The organism is Kitasatospora sp. NPDC087314 (assembly GCF_044744365.1).
Taxonomy (GTDB): domain Bacteria; phylum Actinomycetota; class Actinomycetes; order Streptomycetales; family Streptomycetaceae; genus Kitasatospora.
Genome location: NZ_JBIUYE010000020.1, coordinates 82,904 through 106,748, shown reverse-complemented (window position 1 = coordinate 106,748; position 23,845 = coordinate 82,904). Strand labels below are relative to the sequence as shown.

Genomic DNA, 23,845 nt, shown 5'->3' with positions numbered 1-23,845 from the left:
TGTCATGTGAGGCACGTTCAGCTCTCGCTTCGACTGAGAACATCGGCTTCCGGCCGATGTCCTCAGTGGTTCAGCAGCCGCGCTGCCGGCGGACCGGCGTGATGCCGTCGTAATGCCGGTTTGCGACACTCTCCGGGTGACTACCTCGAACGATGTCGCTCGCGCGGCCCTGCTCCGCCGCGGGTTCGCCCTCGAATACACGACGCTGGCCTGGAACGTGGTCGGCATCGTGGTGCTCGCGGTGGCCGCGATCTCCGCCCGCTCCGTGGCGCTGGCCGGGTTCGGCCTGGATTCCTTGATCGAGATCGGCGCCTCGACCGTGGTGGTCTGGGAGCTGACCGGCACCGGGGAGGAGCGGCAGCGCCGGGCCCTGCGTCTGATCGGTGTCGGTTTCGCGCTCCTGGCCGTGTACCTGCTGGTGCAGTCCACCTTCGTGCTGGCCACCGGCTTCCACCCGCACCACTCGGCGCTGGGCATCGGCTGGACCGCTGTGACTGCGGCCGTGATGTTCGCCCTGGCGGCAGGCAAGGCCAGAACCGGGGCCGCGCTGGACAACCCGGTGCTCAAGACCGAGGGCCGGGTCACCCTGATCGACGGACTGCTCGCCGCCGCCGTCCTCGTGGGTCTGGTGCTCAACAGCACGCTCGGCTGGTGGTGGGCCGACCCCGCGGCGGGCTACGTGCTGGTCTACTACGCCGTCCGCGAGGTCCGAGAGATCTTCTTCAGCGACCACTGATCACTCGCGGCGTCGCTCGGATCGAGGCGCCGCACCATCGACCTTCGGTCGATCCGGCGGTGCCGCGCCCGCTTGGCTGCGCCTGGCCGGACGGCGGCGTGAGTGCCCTTCCACCTGGTGTGTTGGGCTTCCAGCCGCGCGGGAGCCCCGGTGGGGCCTCCTCCGGCGCCCGCCCCCACCGGATTCGGGTCGGTCAGCTGGCGAGAGATTCGCCGAGTTGGTCGTGGGCGGGGCCGGCGAGGATGCGGTGAAGGGCCTCGGCGCGGGACCGGACCAGCCCGTCCCGGAACGCCGCCGACAGCTCCTGCCAGACCCCAACGGCCATGTCGGCGGCGGCGGCCGGCTCGCCGTCTATGCTCAGACAGGTCGCGGTGTCCATGGTCAGCAGGGCCCGGGTCACGACGGACGGCGACCTGGTGAGGACGAGGGCTGCTTCCCGTTCGGCGTTCGCCTCGCGGGTGCGGCCCATCAACGTGAACGCCTGGGACAGGTGGACGCAGAGCTTCGCACGCCGCAATCAGGTCGTCCTGGGCCTCCCACAAGGCGTCACGTAGGCCCTGCCGGTTGGCCTCCGAAGCGGCCGCCGACAGGGCCCTGCCGACTGCTTGGCGTTCCCGAGAAGGCCGCCGCGAGCCGGTCAGCCGTCGCGGTTCTGCTTTCGCATCATGTTCCGTAGCGCCGCGCGGGCCGAGATCATGTCGTCCTGAGTCTCGGCCAGCTCGCGCTCCAGTTGCGCTCTCGCAGCCTCGACAGTCGCCGGCTGGGAGGCCAGAAGCTGGTTCGCCTCGGTGAGTTCCTGAATCCGGGCGACCAGGTCCTTGGCCTGGACCGCATTGACCTGCACGCCGAGATTCCACTGCACGGCGGCCTTCAGCCGGTCTCGGCCCTTGGGCGGCAGAGGCTCGACGACCAGCCAGTGAAGAAGTCCGGCGAGCTCGTTGAGAGTCGGTGCTGCCCAGCTGATGCCGAAGTCATGGCAGTAGGACAGGTACAGCGCTACCCGGCCCGAACTCCCCTCGATTCGGACCGGCTCCGGCGCCTGTTCCGATGCGACTCGGGCCCGGCAGATGGGTCCGCTCGCTGCGGGCGGGTTCAGCGCAGCAGGACGGCGAGCACTTCGGCAAGGGTGGGGCCGCTGTCGGCCGGATGGCGTAGCTGCTTGCCGTCGATCACGTGGTAGTGGTTGGCGCGGCCCTGGCGCTCGTGGGTGAGGTACCCCGCCTCCTCCAGGTCCACGATGATCCGCTGGACGGCGCGCTCGGTCAGCAGGCAGCTGGCCGCTATGTCGCGGACCCGGATGCCTGGGTCCCGAGCGATCTGTACGAGGACACGGGCGTGGTTGGTCAAGAAGGTCCACTGCCGTGCCGTCGCCGCCACATCGTCCATCCAGCCAGGATACGACCGTCGATTCACAATGAGCAGAACATGACAAATCATTCGCGTCATGCCCGCCAGGTCGCGCCCGGGCGGCCGACCCCGGATGCGACGGCGCCCCGCACCCCGGCGTCCGATCTCCACCAGGACACGCGAATGGGTGTACTGGTCCCCGCCTCCGTGAACGAGCCGGCCCGTTGCGGGCGAACGCGGCGCTCGAACGTTCCGCTCCCGAACGGGGTGAAGCGGCCCAGGAGCGGTCTTCAAACCCCCGTCCTCCGAGCGGGCGACAGGGGTTTGAGGACCGGCCCGAGGGCATCCCACCGGGTCCGGTCCGGTGGCCGATCGGAATGCGCCGGGTTTGCATGGAGAGACCGAGCTCCGACCATCCGGGAGGCTGTGCCGTGTACGAGATGTGGGCCGAGCACGACCCGGCGGTTTCTCCGCCCGCCGTGGTGTGGCACGTGGTGGCGAAGGACGACGCGACGGCGTCCCTGTGCGGGCGGTTCCTCGAACCGTCCCAACGCGTGGTGGTGGCACCGGAGGGCGCCGGTCCGGCGTTCCCGGACCGCTACTGCGACCCCTGCCTCGTCACCGTCCGCGAGGCCATGTGCGAAGCGGGCCGGTGACCGTAGACCACCGACCGACAACACGACTCCGGTGACAGCCAGTTGGCGGTGACGGCCGGCTGATGCACCCTGACCGGCGGCGCCCGGGCCGAAGACGTCCTGGGCGCCGCCTTACTGCGCCCACCGCGTGCGCCGCCCCTGCCCCCGCCCCTCCAGCGACCCGAACGCCGCCGCCATGATCGCCCGCCGCCATCCGGCCGGAGAAGAACACAACCCGTTCCTGCTTGCCGAATTGACGATCAGTCAGGCCTTCACGTGGCCACTGACGGGCCGGACGCCTGGTGATCCCGACCCCTCGGCTGCGTCAACGGGGACGGCACCTCCAGCCAGACGAGCTTGCCGCCGTTCTGCGGCACCGATCCCCAGGCCCGGGCGAGCCGGTCCACGATCCGCAGACCGTGTCCGCCCGGCCGACCCGGATCGGCGTGCGGGTGCAGCCGCGGTGGCACCGGGCTCGCGTCCGCCACCTCCACCAGCAAGCGGACTCCGTTCCAGTACAGCCGCAGCTCGCGCGGGCCCCCCGGGGCGTGCAGGCAGGCGTTGGTGACCAGCTCCGAAACCATCAGCAGGACGTCCTCCGCGACGGCCCGCTGTTCGGCCCCGGCGGCGGGCAGCCACCGCCAGTCGAACAGGGCCCGCCGACTGAAGTCGCGGGCCCGCCGGACGGTGCCCTCGCTGCCGTCCAGGACGAGGCGCCTCGACTGCTCCGGGGCGGGTGGGCCGTCGGCGGTCGTGCTGCTCATCGTGCGCCCCTCACACCGCGCCCTCCGGCAGTCCGTTCGTCGTCCATGCCCGGCGCCTGCCCAGGTGCGGCGCGGCTACACGCCGGACACGGCAGCGACGGTGGCGGGCGCGCCGACGACGCCGGACGGCAGTCGGGCCATCGGCGCCACGGGCAGCGGGCAGCGAGCCATGGGCAGCGGGCCGGCGTCGGCCGGTCCGGAGGGAAATCCTCTGGTTCGGGGCATGGGACCGCGCTTCCCGGGCAGACGCCGCGCGGGGCGACATCGCCCCGACGACGAGAGGAGTGCACACCATGGGTACCGAGGACAAGCTGCGCAACGCCGCCGAGAAGGCCCGCGGCAAGGCCAAGGAGGCCGTCGGGCGGGCCACGGGTGACCGCACCGTCGAGGCCAAGGGCCGGGGCACGCAGATGAAGAGCGACCTGAAGCAGGCCGCCGAGAAGATCAAGGACGCGGGGAAGTCCTGATCCGACGCCGGGGAGGCATCCCGTGCGCGTGAACCGCGTACCCCCGAGGCCCGGACCCGCCCGGCGACCCCGGGTGGCCCGGCCGCGGCCCCGGTGCCGCCCCGCCGCGTGCACGGACCGGGTGCCGCCCGGACTCCGGACCGCCGCCGGGTACGCCTGGCGGCTGGTCCTGCTGGGCGTGGCCGCCTACCTGCTCGTCGGCGTCCTCACCCGGCTCGAACTGCCGGTCATCGCGGTGTTCCTGGCACTGGTCATCACCTCCGTCCTGCGGCCGCTGGTCGACCTGCTGGCGCGGGTGCTGCCCCGCCCGGTCGCCGTCCTGCTCGCCTTCGTCTGCGGCATCGCGGTCGTCGCCGGGGTCCTCACGCTGGTCGGCACGACCGTCGCCGACGAGTGGAGCAGCCTGGGCGCCGAGACGCGCGGCGGACTCGGGCGCATCGACCACTGGCTGTCCGGCGCCCCGTTCCACCTGCGGCCCGGCACCGTCACCGACCTGCGGGCCAAGATCGGCGAGTTCGTCACCGCCCACCGCTCGGCGCTCCTCAGCACCGCGCTCAGCGGTGCGAGCCGGGTCATCGAGCTGCTGACCGGCCTGGCGCTCGCGGTGTTCTGCTCGGTGTTCTTCCTGCACTCCGGCGACCGGATGTGGTGCTGGGCCCAGCGCCAGCTCCCGGCCGGCGCGCGGCCGATCTGGGACCGGGCCGGGCGTGCCGCCTGGCGCACCTTCGCCGGCTACACCCGCGGCGTGCTGATCGTGGCGTCGACCAACGCCGTGCTGGTCGGCATCGCACTCGCCGTGCTGCGGGTGCCGCTGGTCCTGCCGCTGGTGGTGCTGGAGTTCTTCGCGGCGCTCGTCCCGCTGATCGGCTCCCCCATCGCCCTGGCCGTCGCCGCGCTGGTCGCCCTGGCCGCCCGTGGCCCGGTGGTCGCGCTGCTCGTCCTCGCTCTGATCGTGGTCATCGGCCAGATCGAGGGCCACCTGCTGCACCCGCTCGTGCTCAGCTGGTCCGTCCGGATCCACCCGGTCGTGATCGCCCTGTCGGTGACCGGCGGCGCCGTCCTGGCCGGTGTCCTGGGCGCGGTGGTGGCCGTCCCGGTGGTGTCGGTGGCCTGGGCGGTGATCACCGAACTGCGGGACCACGGCCCGCCCGAGCGGCCGGGGCCGCAGTCGCGCGGGCGAGCGCGCAGCCGCCGTGGCTCTGGACGGCCGTAGCCGGACCGGGTCCAGGAGGGGGTCCGCGTCCGTGCGGACCCGGCCGGCGCCGACGTGCGCCCGGTCAGTGCCAGTACCGGTGCGGGGGAACGAGCGCCCCCAGTCGGCACCGCCGAGGCAGAGCAACGACCACGGCCGCGCGGCGAGTTCCGCCAGAGCGCGGCGGCCGGTCCGGGCGCTGCCGGAAGCGACCGACGGGCGCGGCCACCAGCTCCCGCAGGGCCGACAGGCCCGCGTCATCGACCTCGGCCGTTGTCTCGTCCCTCGTGGCGGGCAGCTCGGCCCTCACTCGCAACTCACCTGCTCCCGTGGCGTGTCGGAGAGTTCGCGCAGGCGGTGGACCTCGGCGGTGAGTTCGTCGATGCGCCGGTTCAGGGCCTGGATGCAGACCAGGGCCACACCGGTGGCGTCGACGACCGGGATCACACCGGTGTTCGCGTGGTGGAAGTCGAAGGCGGCGTGCCAGTCCTGGGCCATCGGCCCGAGGTGGCGCACCTGCTCGGGCTCCCACAGGTAGCGCCAGGTGCTGATCGGCAGGGCTGCGACCGTCTCCAGGACCTGGTAGCCGTTGACGGCCCCGTCCGGGGCGACCGCCTCCGCGTCCACGGCGGCCCGGTCGGCCTGGTCTGCCGGGATGCCCCGGGCGGCGCGGCCGGCCGTGCCGGAGCGTCGGAAGAGTCGCACGGTCAGCGGCTCCAGTCGACCGGGACGACGGCGCACTTGAGCCGGCGGTCGCTGGGGGGGCGGCGTGCTCACCGCGACGGCCGCGAGTCGGGCGAGCCTGGCTCCTGGGACCTTCATGTCTGCTCCGGCGGTGTGGCGGGGTGGTTCGGCGACGGGCCCTTCACCGCCATCCCATCCGAGCGGCCCGCTCACCCGCTCCGACAATCGGGGCATAGCGGATTTCCGCCGAACGGTTCACCTCATCGGGTGAGGCTCATGCTCGGAGCCGCGTTCGGTCCGGAGTCCCCTGTCCGAAACCGCCGGCGGCGCGCCCGCCGACCGGTTCACCGGTCCTTCCAAGTGGTCGGATTCATCCGCGCGTTGACGGACGGCCGCGCGGAATGGATCCCGACCTGGAGGACACCGTGCGCGGTGCCGAGCTCCCATCGGTATGCGATACGCGCTGCGTTTCCACCCGACTGGACCCATCGCGTCACACCGTGGACATATCCGGCATGACAACCCCAAGGGCCGTCTTTACGTTCGTGGCAGGTCGGTCGCCCGACCGACGTCCGCAAGACAGAGAGAAGTGACATGCGCACGCGCAGATTGGCAGTGGCCGCTGCCGGAGTAGGCGCGGCGGTCCTTGCAGCCGCCGGCATCACCTATGCCTCGATCGACGAATCCAAGCCGCAGTCCCCACCTGTCCAGCAGGCCGCCCCACCCGTCCAGCCGGCGGTGCCGGCGGCACCGCCGGCACCGGCGGCACCGGCGGCCCCCGCTGCCCAGCAAGCCGCCCCGGCCGAGGCCGTCGAGGGCGGCGGCGGCGCGGGCGGAGGGAGGGACGAGGGCCGCGACCGCGATGACCGCGGACGCGAGGGCCGAGACCGCGAGGGCCGAGACCGCGAGGAGGGCGGACGCGGCCACCGGGGAGAAGGGAGGATCTACTTCAACGAACGCACGTACTCCGCCTCCTCCGAGGGCTGCATCACCGCGGCCAGCGGACTGGGCGCCCGCAGCTTCAGCATCTACAACGACAGCCGGAGGACCGTCGAGGTCTTCCGCGGCTTCTCCTGTGACAACGGCGGTCCGGTCGCCACCGTGGGTCCCCACAGCTCCACCAATGGTGTCGCGGCCCGTTCCGGCCACGGGGTCGCGTTCGGTCACGATGGCGTCGTGGGCAGCTTCCGGGTGATCCGGGAGTACGACGAATGGTGACGGTGCCGCCCGGAGCACGGGCGGCGGTGCTCGCACGCCTGCGTCACGACGGCGCGGACCGGCTCCCGGCCCCGCTCAGAACACCGCGAGCGGATTGACCGGGGAGCCGGTGCCGCCAGGGATGTTCAGGGGTGCGGCGACGAAGAGGAACTCCCATCGCGAGGTGCGCTCGCACGCCTCGGCCAGCGGCTCCAGGTCCAGGTTGTCGATCAGCGGCAGACCCAGGGCGGTGATGGCCAGCACGTGGATCGGCGAGTGGACGCCCTCGACCGGGCTCGGCCGCACGTCGCTGTCGCCGTCGCCGCCCAGCGCCGAGGCCCGCGACTCGCTCAGCACGCGCATCGCGCCCGGATGAAGTCCCGCGCTGAGGGTGTCCGGGTCCCACGCGCCGAGCCGCCCGCGCCGGGCGAGGTGGCCCGTGCGGACCAGGACGACGTCTCCGGGGTGGAGCGGGCTGCCCTGCTCCTCGGCGCAGACCAGCAGCTCCGGGCCGCCGACCGCCTCGCCCGGCTCCAGCCAGGCGCGGCCCTGCAGGCGTGCCACGTCCAGCAGGACGCCCCGCCCCACCAGCCCGGGCAGCAGGTCGGTCACCGCGCCGTAGGCGGCACCCTGCGAGGAGACCACCTCCCGGGCCCGCACTCCCGCGAAGAGCAGTCCGCCGTACGCGATGTGGCAGAGCGCGTCCAGGTGCGTCTGCGCCTTGCCGTGGTAGTCGGAGGCGATGAAGTCCCGGTACGCGGTCGGTTCGGGGGCCATGACGTCCGCCAGCTCGGTCATCTGGTGCAGCGCCGGCCTGGGGTTGTCGGGCCCCGGCACGCGGTCCCACGGCCGCCCCATGGCGACGACCTCGCCCGTGCGGACGAGTCCGGCCGCCGCCACCCGCCACCTTCCGTCGACCGGCCCGGGGAGACGGTCGCGCCGGAGCCGCTCGAAGAGGGCGTCGAACTCGTCGCGGGTCATCGCCGGCCCGTTGGCACTGGTCATGGCGCTCCTCAGCCGTCCCCCGCACTGCCGATGATGCGGTAACGGTCACCACGCCGCCACCGTGCCGGGAGGTCTACGCAATCCGGCAATAAGCCTCTTTATAGGCAAAGTCCTAATATTGCACCGAAGGGTACAGCTCCACGGAATGTGAGCGCTGTGGCGATCATGACAGCTTCGAGTGAGGTGCCGACCGGCCCCACACGGGTCCGGGAGCGGTTCATGCTCGGTGAACCGGTCGAGGGCGGCGTGCGGAGTCTGATCCTGGACTCCTGGCAGCGCTGCCGCTCACTGGGGCTCTCACCGGACCGGTCCGGGCTTCCGTTCCGGCCGGACATCGATCTGGACGGCCGGCTGGTCCGCGCTGCCGGGCCCGTGCTGGACCGGCTGTCCTCCAGGTTCGCCGGCAGCCGGATGAACGTGGCCCTGACCGACGCGGACGGAGCAGTGCTGCAACGCCGTTTCGGCGAAGCGTCCATGGTCAGGCAGCTGCCCGAGATCCAGAGCGTCCCGGGCTTCGTGTTCGCCGAGCAGTACGGGGGGACCAACGGCATCGGGCTGGCGCTCGCGGAACGGCGGCTCGTCCACATCTTCGGAGCCGAGCACTTCGCCGAGCGCGCCCAGTCGAACGCCTGCACGGCGACTCCCGTCCGCGACCCCCTCAGCGGCCGGATCGAGGGCGTCCTCTGCTTCGGATATCCGCGCACGTACGCGGACCCCCAGCTGGAGATCCTGATCCGCAAGGCCGCCACCGCGATCGAGCGGCGCCTGCTGGCGCAGAGTTCGGCGCGGGAGCGCGCCCTGCTGCGCGCGTACCTCGACTCCAGGCAGCACGCGCAGACCGGCGAGGCGGCCGGGGACGGGCGCCTGGTCGGGATGGACGAGCTGCCCCGAAGCGGGCTGGACCGGCACGACCAGATGCTGCTCGAACAGATCGCCACCGAGCTGATCTCCTCGGCCCGGCGCACCGCGGTCGAGGTGGCCCTCTCCCACGGCCGGCAGGTCACCCTGTTGAGCCGTCCGGTGACCAGCCCGTCCGGGGTGGAGGGCTTCGTCATCGAGGCGGTCCTGCACGGCGACTCGCTGCCCCGGCTCAGCACGGCCGACCAGGCCGGCCGGCCGGTCGGCCCCCCGGCGCCCGCCGCAACCTCCGCCGTCCCACCGCTCGGCCACCCCGCGGGCGGCGCGGCCACCAGGCTGCTGCTGCTGGGCGAGCCGGGCGTGGGGCGGTACGCCGTCGCGGCCCGCCGCCGCCTGGAGCTGCTGTCCGAGGCCAGCACCCGCATCGGCACCACCCTGGACGTGAGCCGCACCGCCTGGGAACTCGCGGAGATGGCCGTCCCGCGGCTGGCCGACTACGTCACCATCGACCTGCCCGAGACCGTCCTGCGCGGCGAGGAGCCCACCCACCCCGGCAACGAGCTGCACCGCACGGTGGTCCACGGCATCCGCCCCGACTGCCCCTTCTACCCGGTCGGCGAGCGGGTCGACCTCAGCCCCAGCACGCCCCATCGCCGCTGCCTGGCCAGCGGACAGCCGGTGCTGGAACCCGATCTGCGCAGCGCCCCCGGCTGGATCGCACAGGGCCCCGAGGAGGCCGAGCGCCTCTTCGCGCACCAGGTCCACTCCCTGATCGCCGTCCCGCTGCTGGCCCGCGGCGTCGTGCTGGGCATCGCCTGCTTCTACCGCGCGCAGGACCCCGCCCCCTACGGGGACGACGACCGCTCGCTGGCCCAGGAGCTGGCCACCCGCGCCGCCATCTGCATCGACAACGCCCGCCGCTACACCCGCGAACACGCCGTGGTCCTGGCCCTCCAGCGCAGCCTGCTCCCGCGCAGCCTGCCCGAGCAGAGCGCCGTCGAGGTCGCCCACCTCTACCTGCCCGCCGAGTCCGGGGTGCGCGGGGACTGGTTCGACGTCATCCCCCTCTCCGGTGCCCGGGTCGCCCTGGTCGTCGGCGACGTCGTCGGCCACGGACTGCACGCCGCCGCCACCATGGGCCGCCTGCGCACCGCCGTGCACAACTTCACCGAACTCGACCTCGCGCCCGACGAGCTCCTCACCCACCTGGACAACCTCGTGGGGCGGCTGGACCGGGACGAGGACGACCCGGAGCCCTCCACCGGCAACAACGGCATCGTCGGCGCCTCCTGCCTGTACGCCGTCTACGACCCGACCTCGCAGCGCTGCACCATGGCCCGCGCCGGCCACCCGCCACCCGCGGTGGTCCACCCGGACGGCACGGTCACCCTCCCCGACCTCCCCGCCGGTCCCCCGCTCGGCCTGGGCGGCCTGCCGTTCGAAAGCGCCGAGTTCCACCTCCCCGAGGGCAGTCAGCTGGTCCTGTACTCCGACGGGCTCCTCGAAGACCACCAACGCGACCCCGACGCGGCCCTCGGCCGGCTGCGCGCCGCCCTGGCCCGCCCGAACCGCTCACCCGAGGACACCTGCCGCGCGGTCGTGGAGACCGTGGTGCCGGAACACCCGGTCGACGACGTCACGCTGCTCATCGCCCGCACCCACGCCCTCCACCCCGACCGGATCGCCACCTGGGACCTGCCCGCCGACCCGGCCCGCGTCTCCGAGATCCGCGTCGCCGCCGCCCGCCGGCTGAGCGACTGGGGGCTGGACGAGGTCGCCTTCGTCACCGAACTGCTGCTCAGCGAGCTGGTCACCAACGCCATCCGCTACGGCACCGAGCCCATCCGGGTCCGTCTGATCCACGACCGCACCCTGATCTGCGAGGTCTCCGACGGCAGCAGCACCGCCCCGCACCTGCGCCACGCGGCCACCACCGACGAGGGCGGCCGCGGCCTGTTCCTCGTCGCCCAGCTCACCCAGGCCTGGGGCACCCGCCACACCGCCCGGGGCAAGGTCATCTGGGCCGAATGCGCCCTGGACGCGGACAGCGGCATCCCCGACCTCTTCGAGAGCCACTTCCTTGAGAGCGGGTTCGCCGACATCCCCGGGCTCGAATGACCCGCCCTCCGGACACGACCCCCTCGGACGCACCCCCCTCGGGCGCCGTTCCGCGCGGACACCACCGGGGACCGTGGCGGGTCGAGACCACGACGGCCGGGCCGAGCCGGCGGGAACGGTGACCCGTGCACGACGCTCCCGACCCCTCGGTGGCCCCACCCGCGCAGCGCGCCCCGCTCGTCCGGATCCGCGGCCTCGGCAAGCGGTTCGGCGGCACCCTCGCGCTCGCCGGGATCGACCTCGACATCCACCGTGGCAGCATCCTGGCCCTGCTCGGCCCCAACGGCGCCGGCAAGTCCACCCTCATCCGGACACTCGCCGGTATCCACCAGGCCGACCAGGGCGAGGTGACGGTGGCCGGGCACCCCCTCGGCACCGAGGCCGCCGCCCGCCGGATGGCCTTCATCCACCAGGACCTCGGCCTCGTCGAGTGGATGACGGTCGCCGAGAACATCGCCCTGGTCGCCGGCTACCCGCGCCGTCACGGACTGATCTCCTGGCGCCGGACCCGCGAGCGCTGCGCCGACGCCCTCGCCCTGGTCGCCGGGCACCTCGACCCCGACGCGCCGATCGCCGACCTCGCCCCCGCCGAACGCTCGCTGGTCGCCATCGCCCGCGCGCTGGCCACCCGGGCGGAGCTCATCGTCCTGGACGAGCCGACCGCCGGCCTCCCCGCCGCGGACTGCGCCCGGCTCTTCGCCGTGCTGCGCGCCCTGCGCGACCGAGGACGCGGCATCGTCTACGTCACCCACCGGCTCGACGAGGTCCACCAGGTCGCCGACACCTTCGCCGTCCTCCGCGACGGCCGTCTGATCAGCTCCGGCCCGCTCGCCGGCCACAGCCACCGGCGCCTGGTCCACGACATCGTGGGCCGCGAACCGGTCGGCCACCGGGCCGCCCCGGTCGCCCCCGCCGAGGGCCCGGTGGTGCTGAGCCTCGACGGGGTGCGCACCGCGAACGCCGGACCGATCAGTCTGGAGCTGCGCGCCGGCGAAATCCTCGGCATAGTGGGCCTCACCGGCGCCGGCCAGCTCGACCTGGGTCGTGCCCTCGCCGGATCCCGTCCGATCCTCGGCGGGCGGGCCCTGCTCGACGGCCGGCCGTACACCCCGCACACGGTGGCCGGCGCCGTCGACTCCGGCGTCGGCCTGGTCGCCGGCAACCGTCAGGAGGAGGGCTGTGCCGCTGAACTGACGGTCCGCGAGAACTTCCTGGCCAACCCCCGGGCGGGCGGCCGATCGGCGCTGCGCTGGATCAGCCCCCGGCGCGAACGGGCCGAGGCCGCCACCCTGATCGAACGGTTCTCGGTGCGGCCCCGCGACACCGAGGCGCGGATCGCCACACTGTCCGGCGGGAACCAGCAGAAGATCATGGTCGGCCGGTGGCTCCGGCTGCACCGCCGGCTGTTGATCCTGGAGGAGCCGACCGCCAGCGTGGACGTCGGTGCCAAGGCCGAGCTCTACCGCCTGCTCGACCAGGCGCTGGCCGCCGGCCTCGCGGTCCTGCTCATCTCCACCGACTTCGAGGAGGTCGCCACCGTGTGCCACCGCGCCCTGGTGTTCGTCCGCGGGACCGTGACCGCCGAGCTGACCGGTACGAGCCTCACCGTCACGGAACTCACCTCCACCGCCACGGCCTTGCCCCCCGTCACCGGCGGTGACGGCAACGGACCTACGACGGTCCGATGACCGCGCCCCCCTCCCCCCGGTCCCCGCGGGGCCGCCGGCACGGGCACCTGATCGGCGGCTACGGCCTGCCGGTCCTCGCCGCCCTGCTGTTCCTGACCTTCTCCGTCGCGCTGCCGGACACCTTCCCCACCCTCGACAACGTCTCCTCGATCCTGTCCAACCAGTCGATCCCCGCCATCCTCGCGCTCGGTGCGACGATCCCGATCGCCACCGGCAAGTTCGACCTGTCCATCGGCTACGGCCTCGGTCTCGCGCACGTCCTGGTCCTGCGGCTCATCGTCGACGGCAACTGGCCCTGGCCGCTCGCCTGCCTGGTGGTGGTCCTGGGCGCAGCCGCCTTCGGGGCCCTCAACGGTGTCGTCGTCGAGTTCGGACGGATCGACTCCTTCATCGCCACGCTCGGCACCGGAAGCATCCTGTACGCCTTCACCGGCTGGATCACCGGCGGCGCCCGGATCGTCCCCGGCGCGGGCGGCCTGCCGGTCGCCTTCACCGACCTCTACGACTCCACCTTCCTCGGACTGCCGGTGTCCGCGTCCTACGTGCTCGCACTCGCGGTCGCCCTGTGGCTGATGCTGGAGCGGCTGCCGCTCGGCCGGTACCTGTACGTCATCGGCTCCAACCCGCGCGCCGCCGAGCTCGTCGGCATCCCCGTCCGCCGCTACAGCGTCTACGCCTTCGCCGGATCGGGCCTGGTCGTCGGCTTCGCGGGGGTCCTGCTCGCCGCGCAGCAGCAGATCGGCAACCCGAGCGTCGGCCTGGAATACCTGCTGCCCGCGTTCGTCGGCGCGCTGCTCGGCTCCACCACGATCAACCCCGGACGGGCCAACCCCCTGGGCACCGTGGTCGCCGTCGCCGTCCTCGCCATCGGCCTGGCCGGTATGGGGCAGCTCGGCGCCGACTTCTGGGCCGTGCCGCTGTTCAACGGCGCGACGCTGCTCCTCGCCGTCGGCCTGGCGGGCTACTCGGCACGCCGCCGGCTGCGCGCCGGCGCAGGCGAGACCCGCCGTCCGCCCGCACCGCCACCGACGGACCGGGCTCTCTCCCGGGACACGCCGTGAACCGTGGTGCCGCGGCGGTGCTGGCGGCAGTCGTGCTGGCCACGGCCACCACCGCCCTGGCCGGCTGCCAGCGCGGCCTGCCGACCGGGACCGGGGCCGCCGCCCCGGGGGCGTCGGGCGCCGGCTGCCCCGCCACCCTCGCCAGGGCGACGGCGGACGTCCGGCAGGCCGAACAGGTCGGCGCCCCCTGGAACGGCCCCACCAGCGGCCCCCGGGCGGTTCCCGGCAGGACCGTCGTCTACGTCGCCGAGACCATGACCAACCCCGGCGTCGCGGGTGTCGTCAGGGGCGTCACCGAAGCCGCGACGGTCATCGGCTGGAACGTCCGGGTGATCGACGGACAGGGCACGCCCGCCGGCATCCAGGCGGCCCTCGGCCAGGCGGTCGCCCTCGCACCCTCGGGCATCGTCATCGGCGGCTTCGACCCGAACCTGACCTCGCAGCAGGTCGCGCAGGCCGGCGCGGCGCACATCCCGCTCATCGGCTGGCACGCGGCCCCGGCCCCCGGGCCGAGCCAGAACCCCCCGCTCTACAGCAACGTCACCACCAGCGTCGGCGACGTCGCGCGGATCAGCGCGGACTGGGTCATCGCGGAGTCCAACGGCAACGCCGGAGTCGTCGTCTTCACCGACGACTCGACCTCGTTCGCCAGGACCAAGTCCCAACTGATCAAGGCCGCACTCGCCACCTGCCCCGGGGTACGGCTGCTGGCCTCCGAGAACATCCCCATTCCGGACGCGTCCGGTCGCACCCCCCAGGCGGTCTCCGCCCTCCTCGCCGGCTTCCAGGGCCGGTGGACACACTCCGTCGCCATCAACGACCTGTACTTCGCCGATGCCGCGCCCGCCCTGCGCGCGGCCGGCCGGCCCGGCAACGCCGCCCCGTACAACATCGGCGCGGGCGACGGCGACCCCTCGGCCTTCCAGCGCATCAACAGCAGACAGTTCCAGGCCGCCACCGTCCCCGAACCCCTCACCGAGCAGGGCTGGCAGATCATCGACGAGTTCAACCGCGCCTTCTCCCACCAGCCCCCCAGCGGCTACGCCGCCCCGGCCCACATCACCACGGCCGCCAACAGCGGCGGGGCGACCTCCTGGGACCCGCCGGGCTACCGGCAGGCGTACCGGGCGATCTGGGGCAGGTAGCGAGGGCGAAGCCCACCCGACGGGGTCGGCCCGCCGCACCGCGCGGTCGCGTGATCGACTCCGTCGACGGGCGGCGGTGGCGGCTTCGCCGTGATGATTGATGCATGGGTGTACTGGCGGATCACGAACCGGATGACGCCCGCCACCGGAGCGAGCGGTGAGGCTCCTCCACCGCGGTGGGCCGGACCGGCACAGTGCGACGGAGCCGGGCGGCACGGAGCCACAGGTGCCCGCGCCGCCGGCCTGGATACGCTGGCTGCCGGCCATCTACGCCGCGGCCATCCTGGCGCTGGAGCCGATCACTCCCGTGGAGTGGCCGGTGAGCTTCCTGCTCATCGCCCTGCCCGTCGTCGCCGCCTACGCCCACGGTCCCGCCTTCGTCGGCGCCGTCACGGTGTTCGCCGTGGTCCTCGAAGGCGTCCTGGCGGGAACTCCGTGCTGTGCGGGCCGCACCGTGGGCTATCTGTGGGAGCGCACCTACGTGTTCACCTACATCTCCACGGCGCTGGTCGGGGCGCTGGGCGCCCTGCTGGCGGCCCACCGAACGCGGCGGGAGCGCACCCTGGCCACTGTGCGCTCGGTGGCCGAGACGGCGCAGCGCGTGTTGCTGCGCCCGGTGCCCCACCTCCTGGGCCGCGTCAGCCTCGAAACCCTGTACCTGTCGGCGGCCGCGGAGGCCCGGATCGGCGGCGACCTCTTCGAGGCGATGAACACCGCGCACGGTGTGCGCCTGCTGATCGGCGATGTCCGGGGAAAGGGCCTGCTCGCGGTGGAGACGGCCGCGACGATGCTGGCCGCCTTCCGCGAGGCCGCCTACGACGAGCCCGATCTGCCTGCGATAGCGCGCAGACTGGAGCGGAGCATGAGCCGCCGAGCCGATCAGCTCCCCGGCAGCGAGGAACGCTTCATCACCACGGTGCTCGCCGAGATTCCCAGCGACGAGCCCGTGGTCCGCATCGTCAACTGCGGTCACCCCCCTCCACTGCTCATCGACCGGGGCCGGGTCACCGAACTGGCCCCGCGCGACGCGTCACCGCCCCTCAACCTCGGTGTGCTGCTCGGCGGCGACTACCACGTCGACGTGGAGCCCTTCCGCCCGGGCGACCAGCTGTTGCTGTACACCGACGGCGTGACCGAGACCCGCGACCGCACCGGGGCCTTCTACCCGCTCACCGAGCGCGTTCGCGCCTGGACCGCGCTACCGCCACGCGAGCTCTTGAACCACCTGCACCAGGACCTGCTCGCCTACAACGGTGCCGCCCTCGACGACGACGTCGCCGTGCTCGTCGCGCAGCGGCTCCCCGACGAGGAGGAGCAGGGCGCGCACGGGGTGGCGGAACGCTGATCCCCCTTCCTACGTCAAGGACGTTGTCATAGTCTGCCCGGATGAGCGATCGTGTAGTCCCCGAGCCCCAGCGGAGGCGTCGGCGGCCCACCAAGCAGGGTGTCGTCCTCTCCGCCGAGCTGATCGTCGACACGGCGCTGCGGCTGGTCGGGCAGCACGGCGCCGACGCGCTCACCGTCCGGCGGCTCGGCGCCGCCCTCGGCTCCGATCCCAGCGCCGTCTACCGGTACTTCCGCAACACGGACGACCTGCTGCTCGCCGTCGCCGACGAGCTCATCGGCCGTGCCCAGCACGGTTGGCAGCCCACCGGCGACTGGCGGGCGGACCTGCGTGCCATCGGCCTGCGCATCCACGCCAAATACCAGGCCCATCCCCAGGCCGCCCTGCTCGCCGCCCACCGCACCACCGGCCGCGCCCACGAGATCGCGGCCGTCGAGGCCATCCTGGGCGTCCTGCGCACCGCAGGCTTCCCGGATCCCGAGGCCGTCCGCGTCTACCACGCCTTCGTCGACCAGAGCCTCGGCTTCGCGGTCCTCGACGCCGCCGCCCTCGCCCTGCCCGCCGCCGCCCAGGCCGCGGACCTGCGGGTCTGGCAGGCCTCCTACGCCCGCGTCGACGCCGCCACCCACCCGCACATCGCCGCCACCGCCCACCTGCTCGCCGCCGACATGCGCCGCAGCGGTTACCCGTACGCCCTCGAACTGCTCCTCGACGCCGCCGAGGCCCGCCTGCGGGCGACGGACCCCGACCCGGACAGCTGACACCCGTCGACGGTCGGGCCGGCGGCGGCCGGGTCCGTCGAGGTGCACGCCGACCGGGCCGCCTCCGTGTGGAGACGGCCCGGTCGCGGCGGCACGGCGGTCAGTCGGCCGTGTGGACGAGCTCCCCCCCGACGTACGTGCGCAGCACCCGGGCGTCGGCGATCTCCGCGGCGGGGGCGGTGAGGATGTCGCGGTCGAGGACGACGAGGTCGGCCAGGTGTCCGGGGGTGAGCGTGCCCGCGTCGTCGTGCCCGTTCAGGTACGCGGTCCCGGCCGTGTACGCGGCGATGGCAGAGGCCAGGTCGAGCCGCTGCTCGGGCAGGAAGACCCGGCCGTCGGTGGCCTCCGGCTCCATCCGGTTGACGGCCACGTGCAGGCCGGCCAGCGGGTCCGGGCTGCTCACCGGCCAGTCGCTGCCCGCCGCCAGGGTGGCGCCCGCGCGCTGGAGGGCGCCGAACGGGTACTGCCAGGCGGCGCGCTCGGGGCCGAGGAAGGGGATGGTCAGCTCGTCCATCTGCGGTTCGTGGGCGGCCCACAGCGGCTGGATGTTGGCGACCGCACCGAGTCGCGCGAAGCGCGGCAGGTCGTCCGGGTGGACCACCTGGAGGTGGGCGAGGTGGTGGCGGGTGTCGCGCCGGCCGTTGGCGGTGCGGGCGGCCTCGATCGCGTCCAGCGCCTCGCGGACGGCCCGGTCGCCGAGCGCGTGGAAGTGCACCTGGAAGCCGAGCGCGTCCAGTTCGGTGACGTACCCGCGCAGCGCGCTCGGATCGACGAAGCTGAGGCCGGAGTTGGCGGTCGCGCAGCCGCAGCCGTCCAGGTAGGGGCTGGTCATCGCGGCGGTGAAGTTCTCCGCGATGCCGTCCTGCATGATCTTCACCGAGCCGGCCCGGAACCGCCCGTGTGCCAACGCGGCGCGCCGCTCGACGAGTTCGGGGATCTGCTCGGCGCCCCGGTCGCGGTCCCACCAGAGCGCGCCGGTCACCCGGGCGGTGAGCGCGCCGGAGCGGGCGGCCGTCAGGTAGGCGTCGGAGGGGTCCGGCATGCCGTTGAACTCGCCGAGCAGCGCGTCCTGCCAGCCGGTGATGCCGAGCGAGTGCAGCAGCCGCTGCGCCCGCAGCAGCCCGTCAAGCCGGTCGGCGGCGGTCGCGGGCGGCACCAGCCGGGCGACCAGGGCGGTGGCGCCCTCCTGGAGCGTGCCGCTCGGCGTGCCGTCCGCTTCGCGCTCGATCCGCCCGTCGACCGGGTCGGGGGTGTCGGCGGTGAGCCCGGCCAGCTCCAGCGCCCGGGTGTTGGCCCAGGCACCGTGATGATCCCGGTTGGTCAGGTACACCGGGCGGTCGGGGACGACGGAGTCGAGCAGCTGCCGGGTGGGCAGGCCGCCGTCGAAGCTCTCCATCGACCAGCCGCTGCCGGTGATCCACTCCAGCCCGGGATTGGCTTCGGCGTAGGCGCGGATGCGCTCCAGGTAGTCGGCGACGCCGACCGTCCCGGTGAGGTCGCAGGCGGCCAGCTCCGTTCCGCCGCCCACCGCGTGGATGTGGGCGTCCTGGAAGCCGGGCAGCAGCAGCTTGCCGGTGAGGTCGACGACCTCCGTCTTCGGCCCGATCAGCTCCCGGACCTCGTCGTGCCCGACGGCGGCGATCCGCTCGCCGACGACCGCCAGGCCGCTCGCCCGGGTGCGGGCGGCGTCGCCGGTGTGGACGGGGCCGCGGGTGAAGACCAGATCGGCCTTGGTCATGGGTGGTGCTCCGTTCCCTGGTTGTTCTCAGTGCGCGTCGCGCAGGAAGTACGCCGAGCGCCGCCGCCAGCGGGCCCAGGCGGCCGCCGGCAGTCCGCTCACGATCATCAGCACCGGCACGGCCAGCTCGAACCACCCGTTGTCGGCGGCCAGTTCGAAGTGGTCGGCGGAGTCGTAGAAGGTCCAGGCCAGGTAGCCGCCGACTGCGAGCAGCGCCGCCGCGCCCAGCAGTGGGAGGACCACCGCGCGCAGCCCCTCCAGCGGGCTGGTGCGCAGCAGGTGCCGGAAGTGGACGGCGGCGGCGACGGCCGTCAGCGCGTAGTAGAGGGCGACGACGATGCCGATCGCGTTGACGGAGGCCGAGATCAGGTCGCCGACGGTCGGGATGGCGAGCGACCCCAAGGCCAGGACCACCGCGATGCCGGTGATCAGCAGCGTGCCGACGGCGGGGGTGGCGTGCTTGGGGTGCAGCCGGGTCCAGACCGGGCCGAGCACCTGGTCGCGCCCCATCGCGTACAGCCCGCGGGCGGTCGGGATCACCGAGGACTGCAGCGAGGCCACGGCGGAGAACATCAGCGCGATCAGCGGCAGTGCGGCCAGCGGCTGGTGGGCCAGCTTCTCACCGAAGTAGGTGAGGCCGTGCGCGCCGTTGTCGGCCAACTCGTCGATCGGCAGCACCCGTTGGAAGGCCGTACCGGCGAGCAGGAACATCAGCAGCATCACCACCAGGGCCAGCAGGCCGCCACGGGACGCGTCCCGCGGGTTCCGTACCTCCTCGCCGACGCTGAACACCGACTCGAAGCCCCAGTAGCAGAACACGGCCAGCACCATGCCCTGCGCCACCGCGCCGAAGGACGGGATGTCGAAGGGGTTGTACCACTGCAGCGAGAACGGTTGGTCGCCCGCGAACAGCCCGTACCCGCAGAAGCCGAGCAGCACCACGTACTCGAACACCAGCAGCGCCTTCTGCAGCCGGGCCGCCAGATCCAGCCCCCGGACCGCGACCAGTGCCGCGCCCACCAGGACGACCAGGCCGAGCAGCGTGCACTGGGCGGTCGAGTCCGCGTCCAGCCGGAGCCCGGCGACGCTGCGCAGGTGCGCCTGGTCGAGCAGTTGGATGATCGAGGAGCCGGTGACGGTGGTGGTGTACGCCATGAAGACCACGGTCCCCACGGTGTTCACCCACCCGGTGAGGAATCCCAGCCAGGGGCTGAGCGTGCGGCCGACCCACCGATAGCTGCTGCCCGCGTCCGGGTCGACCGCGTTCAGCCGCCCGTACCCGCCGGCGATGGCGAGCACCGGCAGGAAGGCCAGCAGCATGATCGCCGGCAGGTGCAGGCCGACGATGCCGGCCATCAGCCCCAGGCCGATGCCGATGCTGCTGGTGGCGGCCGTACTGGAGGCGGCGATCACCGCCCCGTCCAGCAGGCTGAGGGACTGACGCATGGTGACGTGGGCGCTGCTCGGGTCCGCTCCCGGACCGCCGCCCGGGTCCGTTCCGGGGCCGCTGCTCGTATCCGCTCCGGGGCCGCTGCTCGCGTCCGGTCTCGGACCGCCGCCCGTGGCCTTCTCCGTCGATGCCAACAGATCACCGCCTTGGCTGTGGGGGTGCACGTGTGGGGGGTGCACGTGTGGGGGAATGCGAGCCATCAAACCGGCGGCGGCGTCAACACGTCAATGATGTTGTCATAAGCGCCCCGGCACGGCCTGGTCGAAGGCGTCCTCGGCGGCCTTCACCCGGTCCCCGCAGACGGTGACGTCCTGATTCCACGCGGAGATGACCAGGTCGTTGCTCGTCCGCGCGATCGCGGACTGGACCTCGCCGACCGTCTTGTTCGCGTCGTTGCCGAGGTTCACGAGCTTCAGATCGGCGCCCAGCTCGGCCGCCTTGGCCTTCGCCCCCGCGGCCCCGTCCACGAAGTACTACCGGTCTCCCTGCTTCTGCAGGTAGGTGATCGAGATCTTGCCGGAGGCCGGCGCCACCGGCGCGTCGGCGGTGTTCGAGGACGCCTGTCCGGTCGAGCACGCGGCCAGACCGAGGACGGTGGCCGGGCTCAACGCGGCGGTCGGGGCCAAGCGGCCGCGGAGGGAGAGGCGCATGGTGGGGGCTCCTGATGTGGGACCGACCGGCCAGAAGCAACACAATCGATCAGAAAGCGTCGCAATCAAACGCGACGAAGCACAGGAAACGCCTGGATCAAGACTCGAGTCAATCCCATGTTCCCAACCGGGAAGTTTCGAGACCTTCTTGTTATGTCCATTCAGAGCCCCTGTCACCCATGGGAGTTGACGGATCGGAAGGTCACGCACGCGCGAACCGCCCGGACCTCTCCCGGGGGGATGTGCAACGAGGCGGCCTTGCACGTTCCGTACCGTCCTGGCGATTGCCCCGATCGGGGCCGGTCCGGGCGGGCCGTCCCGGCACTTCCTACCGCCCAGCGCGGCGTCCGGGAGCGCAGCGGAGCACCCCGCCGTTGCTCAAAGACGTTGAATTTGATGCCAAATTGTTGATTAATGTTGGAAGTTGGGTCTACGCTCCTGCCCGGTGTTCCGACATGCACCCGACAGCGCTCACTGCCCCGGCCAGCCCACCGTCCGCGGCCCGAGTCCTGCCACCCCCTCACGCATGCCGCCAGAGCCGCAGGACAGGAGTAGTCGATGAGAAAACCTCCCCACCCACTGCGCAGAGGCATCACCGCGATGGCGACGTTCGCCCTGGGCATCGCGACCACCCTCATGTCCTCGCCGGCGGCGGTTGCGGCACCGGCCCCGGCGACGGCCGACCAGTCCGTGACGCTCGACGGCTCCTCACCAGGACGGGCGTTCGACGGTCTCGGAGCGATCAGCGGCGGCGGGGCCACCTCGCGGTTGCTGGTCGACTACCCCGAGCCCCAGCGCAGCCAGGTCCTGGACTACCTCTTCAAGCCCGGCTACGGCGCCTCGCTGCAGACGCTGAAGGTGGAGATCGGCGGCGACGCCAACTCCTCCGACGGCCCCGAGCCGTCCCACATGCGCACACCCACCGAGGTCGACTGCAATCGGGGCTACGAGTGGTGGCTCATGGAGCAGGCCAAGGCCCGCAACCCCGGGATCACCTTCTACGGCCTGGAGTGGGCCGCGCCGGGCTGGTTGAACGGCGGAATCTGGTCGCAGGACAACATCACCTACCTGGAGTCCTGGCTCGGCTGCGCCCGGAGCCACGGACTGAACGTCGGCTACCTCGGCGGCTGGAACGAACGCGGTTACGACAAAGCCTGGTTCGAGAACCTGCGCACCTCCCTGGACGGCCACGGCTACCAGGGCACCACGCTGGTCGCCTCCGACAGCGACGACGAGCACTGGGCGATCGCCGACGACCTGGCGGGCGACCCCGCCTTCGCCAAGGCCGTCGGGGTCATCGGCCTGCACGGCACGTGCTGGCACTCGACCCCCTCGTACACCGGCTGTCCCGGCAGCAGCACCGCGACCGGGCTGGGCAAGAAGTTGTGGGCCTCCGAGGACGACAACGACAGCTACGGCGCCGACCCGGCGTCCCTGGCCCGCAACGTCAACCGCGAGTACATCGACGCCAGGATCACGTCGGACATCAAGTGGGCGCTGGTCAGCTCCTGGCCCTCGAACCTGCCGTTCGCGGGCGCCGGGCTGATGGCCGCCGACCAGCCCTGGTCCGGTAACTACGCGGTGGGCCGCGACATCTGGGTCATGGCGCACACCACGCAGTTCGCCAAGCCCGGCTGGCAGTACCTGGACGGTTCCAGCGGCTACCTGACCGGGACGGGCGCCAACGGCGATCCGCACAGCGGGAGCTACGTCACGCTCAAGTCCGGCCGGGACTACAGCACGGTCATCGAGTCCACCGACGCCACCGCCGCGCAGACCGTCAACGTCAAGGTCGCCGGCGGCCTGTCCACCGGCCCGGTGCACGTCTGGGCCACCGACATGAACTCCACCGACCCGTCGAGGTGGTTCGTCCACACCCAGAACCTGACGCCGAAGGGCGGTTCGTACTCCCTCACCGTGCAGCCCGGTTACGTCTACACGGTGACCACCACCACCGGCCAGGGCAAGGGCACCGCCGCGGCACCCCCGTCCACCGCGATGCCGCTGCCCTACCGGGCCGACCTCAGCGGATACCCCGCCGGTGCCACCGCCCGCTACTTCCACGACTGGGCCGGCGCCTTCGAGACCGCGCCCTGCCCGACCGGGGCGACCACCCCGATGTGCCTGCGCCAGGTGATCACCCGGGCGCCCATCCCGTGGCACGACGACATGAACTACACCCCGCTCACCCTCCTGGGCGACCCGTCCTGGGCGCACTACCAGGCGAGCACCGACGTCGTCCTCGAACAGGTCGGCACCTCCGCCGAACTGCTCGGCCGCATCGACCACGTCGACCACGACCGCTCCGGCTACCACCTGAAGATCGACGACACCGGCGCCTGGAGCCTGTTCACCGAGGACCGCGCCGGAGCCGACACCGTGCTGGCGAGCGGCAGCTACCTCGGCGCCGGGGCCGGCACCTGGCACAACCTCTCACTGGCCGTGCAGGGCCAGAACATCACCGCGTCGATCGACCACACGCAGGTCGCCTCGGTCGCCGACGCCTCCCACCTCGTCGGGCAGATCGGCCTGGGAGTCGGCGGCTTCCAGCACGCCGATTTCGCCAACACCACCGTGACGCCGCTGGCCGCACCGGCCACCCACACCGTGACCAGCGCCAACAGCGGCAAGTGCCTGGACGTCACGGGCGCGTCCACCGCTGACGGCGCCCAGGTCGTCCAGTGGACCTGCGGCACCGGCAAGGCCAACCAGCAGTGGACTCTCGTCCCGGTCGCCGGAACCGGCACCGTCCAGCTGGTGTCGACCAACAGCGGCAAGTGCCTGGACGTCACGGGCGCGTCGACGGCCGACGGCGCCCAGGTCGTCCAGTGGACCTGCGGCACCGGCCGGGCCAACCAGGAGTGGACCCCCGTCCCGGCCACCGGGGCCCGCGTTCAGCTGGTGTCGGCCAACAGCGGCAAGTGCCTGGACGTCACGGGCGCGTCGACGGCCGACGGCGCCCAGGTCGTCCAGTGGACCTGCGGCACCGGCCGGGCCAACCAGG

Annotated in this window: 22 protein-coding genes; 12 read left to right on the top strand and 10 right to left on the bottom strand. The window is 72.7% G+C overall.

From position 1 onward, the window contains the following. Positions 1–136 precede the first annotated feature (136 nt). Complete coding sequence (locus tag ACIO5E_RS34885) at positions 137–736, top strand: cation transporter (RefSeq protein WP_400675796.1); 600 nt, start codon at positions 137–139, stop codon at positions 734–736. 193 nt (positions 737–929) lie between these two features. On the opposite strand, the gene ACIO5E_RS34880 is transcribed toward ACIO5E_RS34885, so the two are convergent. The 3 genes from ACIO5E_RS34880 to ACIO5E_RS34870 form a co-directional block, all read right to left on the bottom strand. Then, entirely contained in the window at positions 930–1,253 is a 324-nt protein-coding gene (locus ACIO5E_RS34880; RefSeq protein ID WP_400675794.1) for a hypothetical protein, read from the bottom strand. A gap of 120 nt (positions 1,254–1,373) precedes the next feature. Beyond that, entirely contained in the window at positions 1,374–1,598 is a 225-nt protein-coding gene (locus ACIO5E_RS34875) for a hypothetical protein (protein ID WP_400675792.1), read from the bottom strand. Positions 1,599–1,828: 230 nt separating this feature from the next. Then, a complete protein-coding gene (locus ACIO5E_RS34870) occupies positions 1,829–2,122 on the bottom strand; it encodes a helix-turn-helix transcriptional regulator (RefSeq protein ID WP_400675790.1) in 294 nt (97 codons plus the stop codon). Between the two features lie 392 nt (positions 2,123–2,514). Here ACIO5E_RS34870 and ACIO5E_RS34865 point away from each other — a divergent pair, with 392 nt between their 5' ends. Beyond that, entirely contained in the window at positions 2,515–2,739 is a 225-nt protein-coding gene (locus ACIO5E_RS34865) for a hypothetical protein (RefSeq protein WP_280682096.1), read from the top strand. Between the two features lie 251 nt (positions 2,740–2,990). Here ACIO5E_RS34865 and ACIO5E_RS34860 read toward each other — a convergent pair whose 3' ends face one another. Beyond that, positions 2,991–3,482 carry an ATP-binding protein gene (locus ACIO5E_RS34860; RefSeq protein WP_400675788.1) on the bottom strand — a complete coding sequence of 164 codons (492 nt, stop codon included), beginning with the start codon at positions 3,480–3,482 and terminating at the stop codon, positions 2,991–2,993. Between the two features lie 293 nt (positions 3,483–3,775). Here ACIO5E_RS34860 and ACIO5E_RS34855 point away from each other — a divergent pair, with 293 nt between their 5' ends. Together ACIO5E_RS34855 and ACIO5E_RS34850 are read left to right on the top strand one after the other, a co-directional pair. Continuing rightward, positions 3,776–3,949 (top strand): CsbD family protein, encoded by a 174-nt coding sequence (locus tag ACIO5E_RS34855; RefSeq protein ID WP_400675786.1) that lies wholly within the window; start codon positions 3,776–3,778, stop codon positions 3,947–3,949. 121 nt (positions 3,950–4,070) lie between these two features. Further along, positions 4,071–5,162, top strand: coding sequence for an AI-2E family transporter (locus ACIO5E_RS34850; RefSeq protein WP_400675784.1), 1,092 nt, complete (start codon positions 4,071–4,073; stop codon positions 5,160–5,162). A gap of 285 nt (positions 5,163–5,447) precedes the next feature. On the opposite strand, the gene ACIO5E_RS34845 is transcribed toward ACIO5E_RS34850, so the two are convergent. Continuing rightward, positions 5,448–5,846 (bottom strand): tail fiber domain-containing protein, encoded by a 399-nt coding sequence (locus tag ACIO5E_RS34845; protein WP_400675782.1) that lies wholly within the window; start codon positions 5,844–5,846, stop codon positions 5,448–5,450. A 573-nt stretch (positions 5,847–6,419) separates the two neighbouring features. Here ACIO5E_RS34845 and ACIO5E_RS34840 point away from each other — a divergent pair. Beyond that, a complete protein-coding gene (locus tag ACIO5E_RS34840) occupies positions 6,420–7,043 on the top strand; it encodes a hypothetical protein (RefSeq protein WP_400675780.1) in 624 nt (207 codons plus the stop codon). Between the two features lie 75 nt (positions 7,044–7,118). On the opposite strand, the gene ACIO5E_RS34835 is transcribed toward ACIO5E_RS34840, so the two are convergent. Beyond that, entirely contained in the window at positions 7,119–8,027 is a 909-nt protein-coding gene (locus ACIO5E_RS34835; RefSeq protein ID WP_400675778.1) for a cyclase family protein, read from the bottom strand. 219 nt (positions 8,028–8,246) lie between these two features. Between ACIO5E_RS34835 and ACIO5E_RS34830 the strand changes: the two genes are divergently transcribed. The 6 genes from ACIO5E_RS34830 (at position 8,247) to ACIO5E_RS34805 (ending at position 17,003) form a co-directional block, all read left to right on the top strand. After that, a complete protein-coding gene (locus tag ACIO5E_RS34830; RefSeq protein ID WP_400675776.1) occupies positions 8,247–11,003 on the top strand; it encodes a SpoIIE family protein phosphatase in 2,757 nt (918 codons plus the stop codon). A gap of 125 nt (positions 11,004–11,128) precedes the next feature. Next, positions 11,129–12,691 (top strand): sugar ABC transporter ATP-binding protein, encoded by a 1,563-nt coding sequence (locus ACIO5E_RS34825; RefSeq protein WP_400675774.1) that lies wholly within the window; start codon positions 11,129–11,131, stop codon positions 12,689–12,691. Next, positions 12,688–13,752, top strand: coding sequence for an ABC transporter permease (locus tag ACIO5E_RS34820; RefSeq protein ID WP_400675772.1), 1,065 nt, complete (start codon positions 12,688–12,690; stop codon positions 13,750–13,752). The genes ACIO5E_RS34825 and ACIO5E_RS34820 overlap by 4 nt, the downstream gene beginning before the upstream one ends. After that, positions 13,749–14,897, top strand: coding sequence for a substrate-binding domain-containing protein (locus ACIO5E_RS34815; RefSeq protein ID WP_400675770.1), 1,149 nt, complete (start codon positions 13,749–13,751; stop codon positions 14,895–14,897). The genes ACIO5E_RS34820 and ACIO5E_RS34815 overlap by 4 nt, the downstream gene beginning before the upstream one ends. 226 nt (positions 14,898–15,123) lie before the next feature. Then, on the top strand, positions 15,124–16,242 hold the full coding sequence (locus tag ACIO5E_RS34810; protein ID WP_400675768.1) for a PP2C family protein-serine/threonine phosphatase: 1,119 nt from the start codon (positions 15,124–15,126) through the stop codon (positions 16,240–16,242). A gap of 41 nt (positions 16,243–16,283) precedes the next feature. Beyond that, positions 16,284–17,003 carry a TetR/AcrR family transcriptional regulator gene (locus ACIO5E_RS34805; RefSeq protein WP_400675766.1) on the top strand — a complete coding sequence of 240 codons (720 nt, stop codon included), beginning with the start codon at positions 16,284–16,286 and terminating at the stop codon, positions 17,001–17,003. Positions 17,004–17,103: 100 nt separating this feature from the next. On the opposite strand, the gene ACIO5E_RS34800 is transcribed toward ACIO5E_RS34805, so the two are convergent. The 4 genes from ACIO5E_RS34800 to ACIO5E_RS34785 all read right to left on the bottom strand — a co-directional run bounded on the left by ACIO5E_RS34800 (position 17,104) and on the right by ACIO5E_RS34785 (position 20,841). Next, the gene (locus ACIO5E_RS34800) at positions 17,104–18,741 is read right to left on the bottom strand and encodes an amidohydrolase (protein WP_400675764.1); all 1,638 of its coding nucleotides are present in this window, start codon (positions 18,739–18,741) and stop codon (positions 17,104–17,106) included. A 27-nt stretch (positions 18,742–18,768) separates the two neighbouring features. Further along, positions 18,769–20,187, bottom strand: coding sequence for an APC family permease (locus tag ACIO5E_RS34795; protein ID WP_400675762.1), 1,419 nt, complete (start codon positions 20,185–20,187; stop codon positions 18,769–18,771). Positions 20,188–20,427: 240 nt separating this feature from the next. Then, complete coding sequence (locus ACIO5E_RS34790; RefSeq protein WP_400675759.1) at positions 20,428–20,658, bottom strand: hypothetical protein; 231 nt, start codon at positions 20,656–20,658, stop codon at positions 20,428–20,430. 6 nt (positions 20,659–20,664) lie between these two features. Continuing rightward, entirely contained in the window at positions 20,665–20,841 is a 177-nt protein-coding gene (locus tag ACIO5E_RS34785; protein WP_400675757.1) for a hypothetical protein, read from the bottom strand. A gap of 558 nt (positions 20,842–21,399) precedes the next feature. Here ACIO5E_RS34785 and ACIO5E_RS34780 point away from each other — a divergent pair. Beyond that, positions 21,400–23,845 (top strand): RICIN domain-containing protein (locus ACIO5E_RS34780; protein ID WP_400675755.1); only part of this gene is annotated, 2,446 nt, incomplete at its 3' end.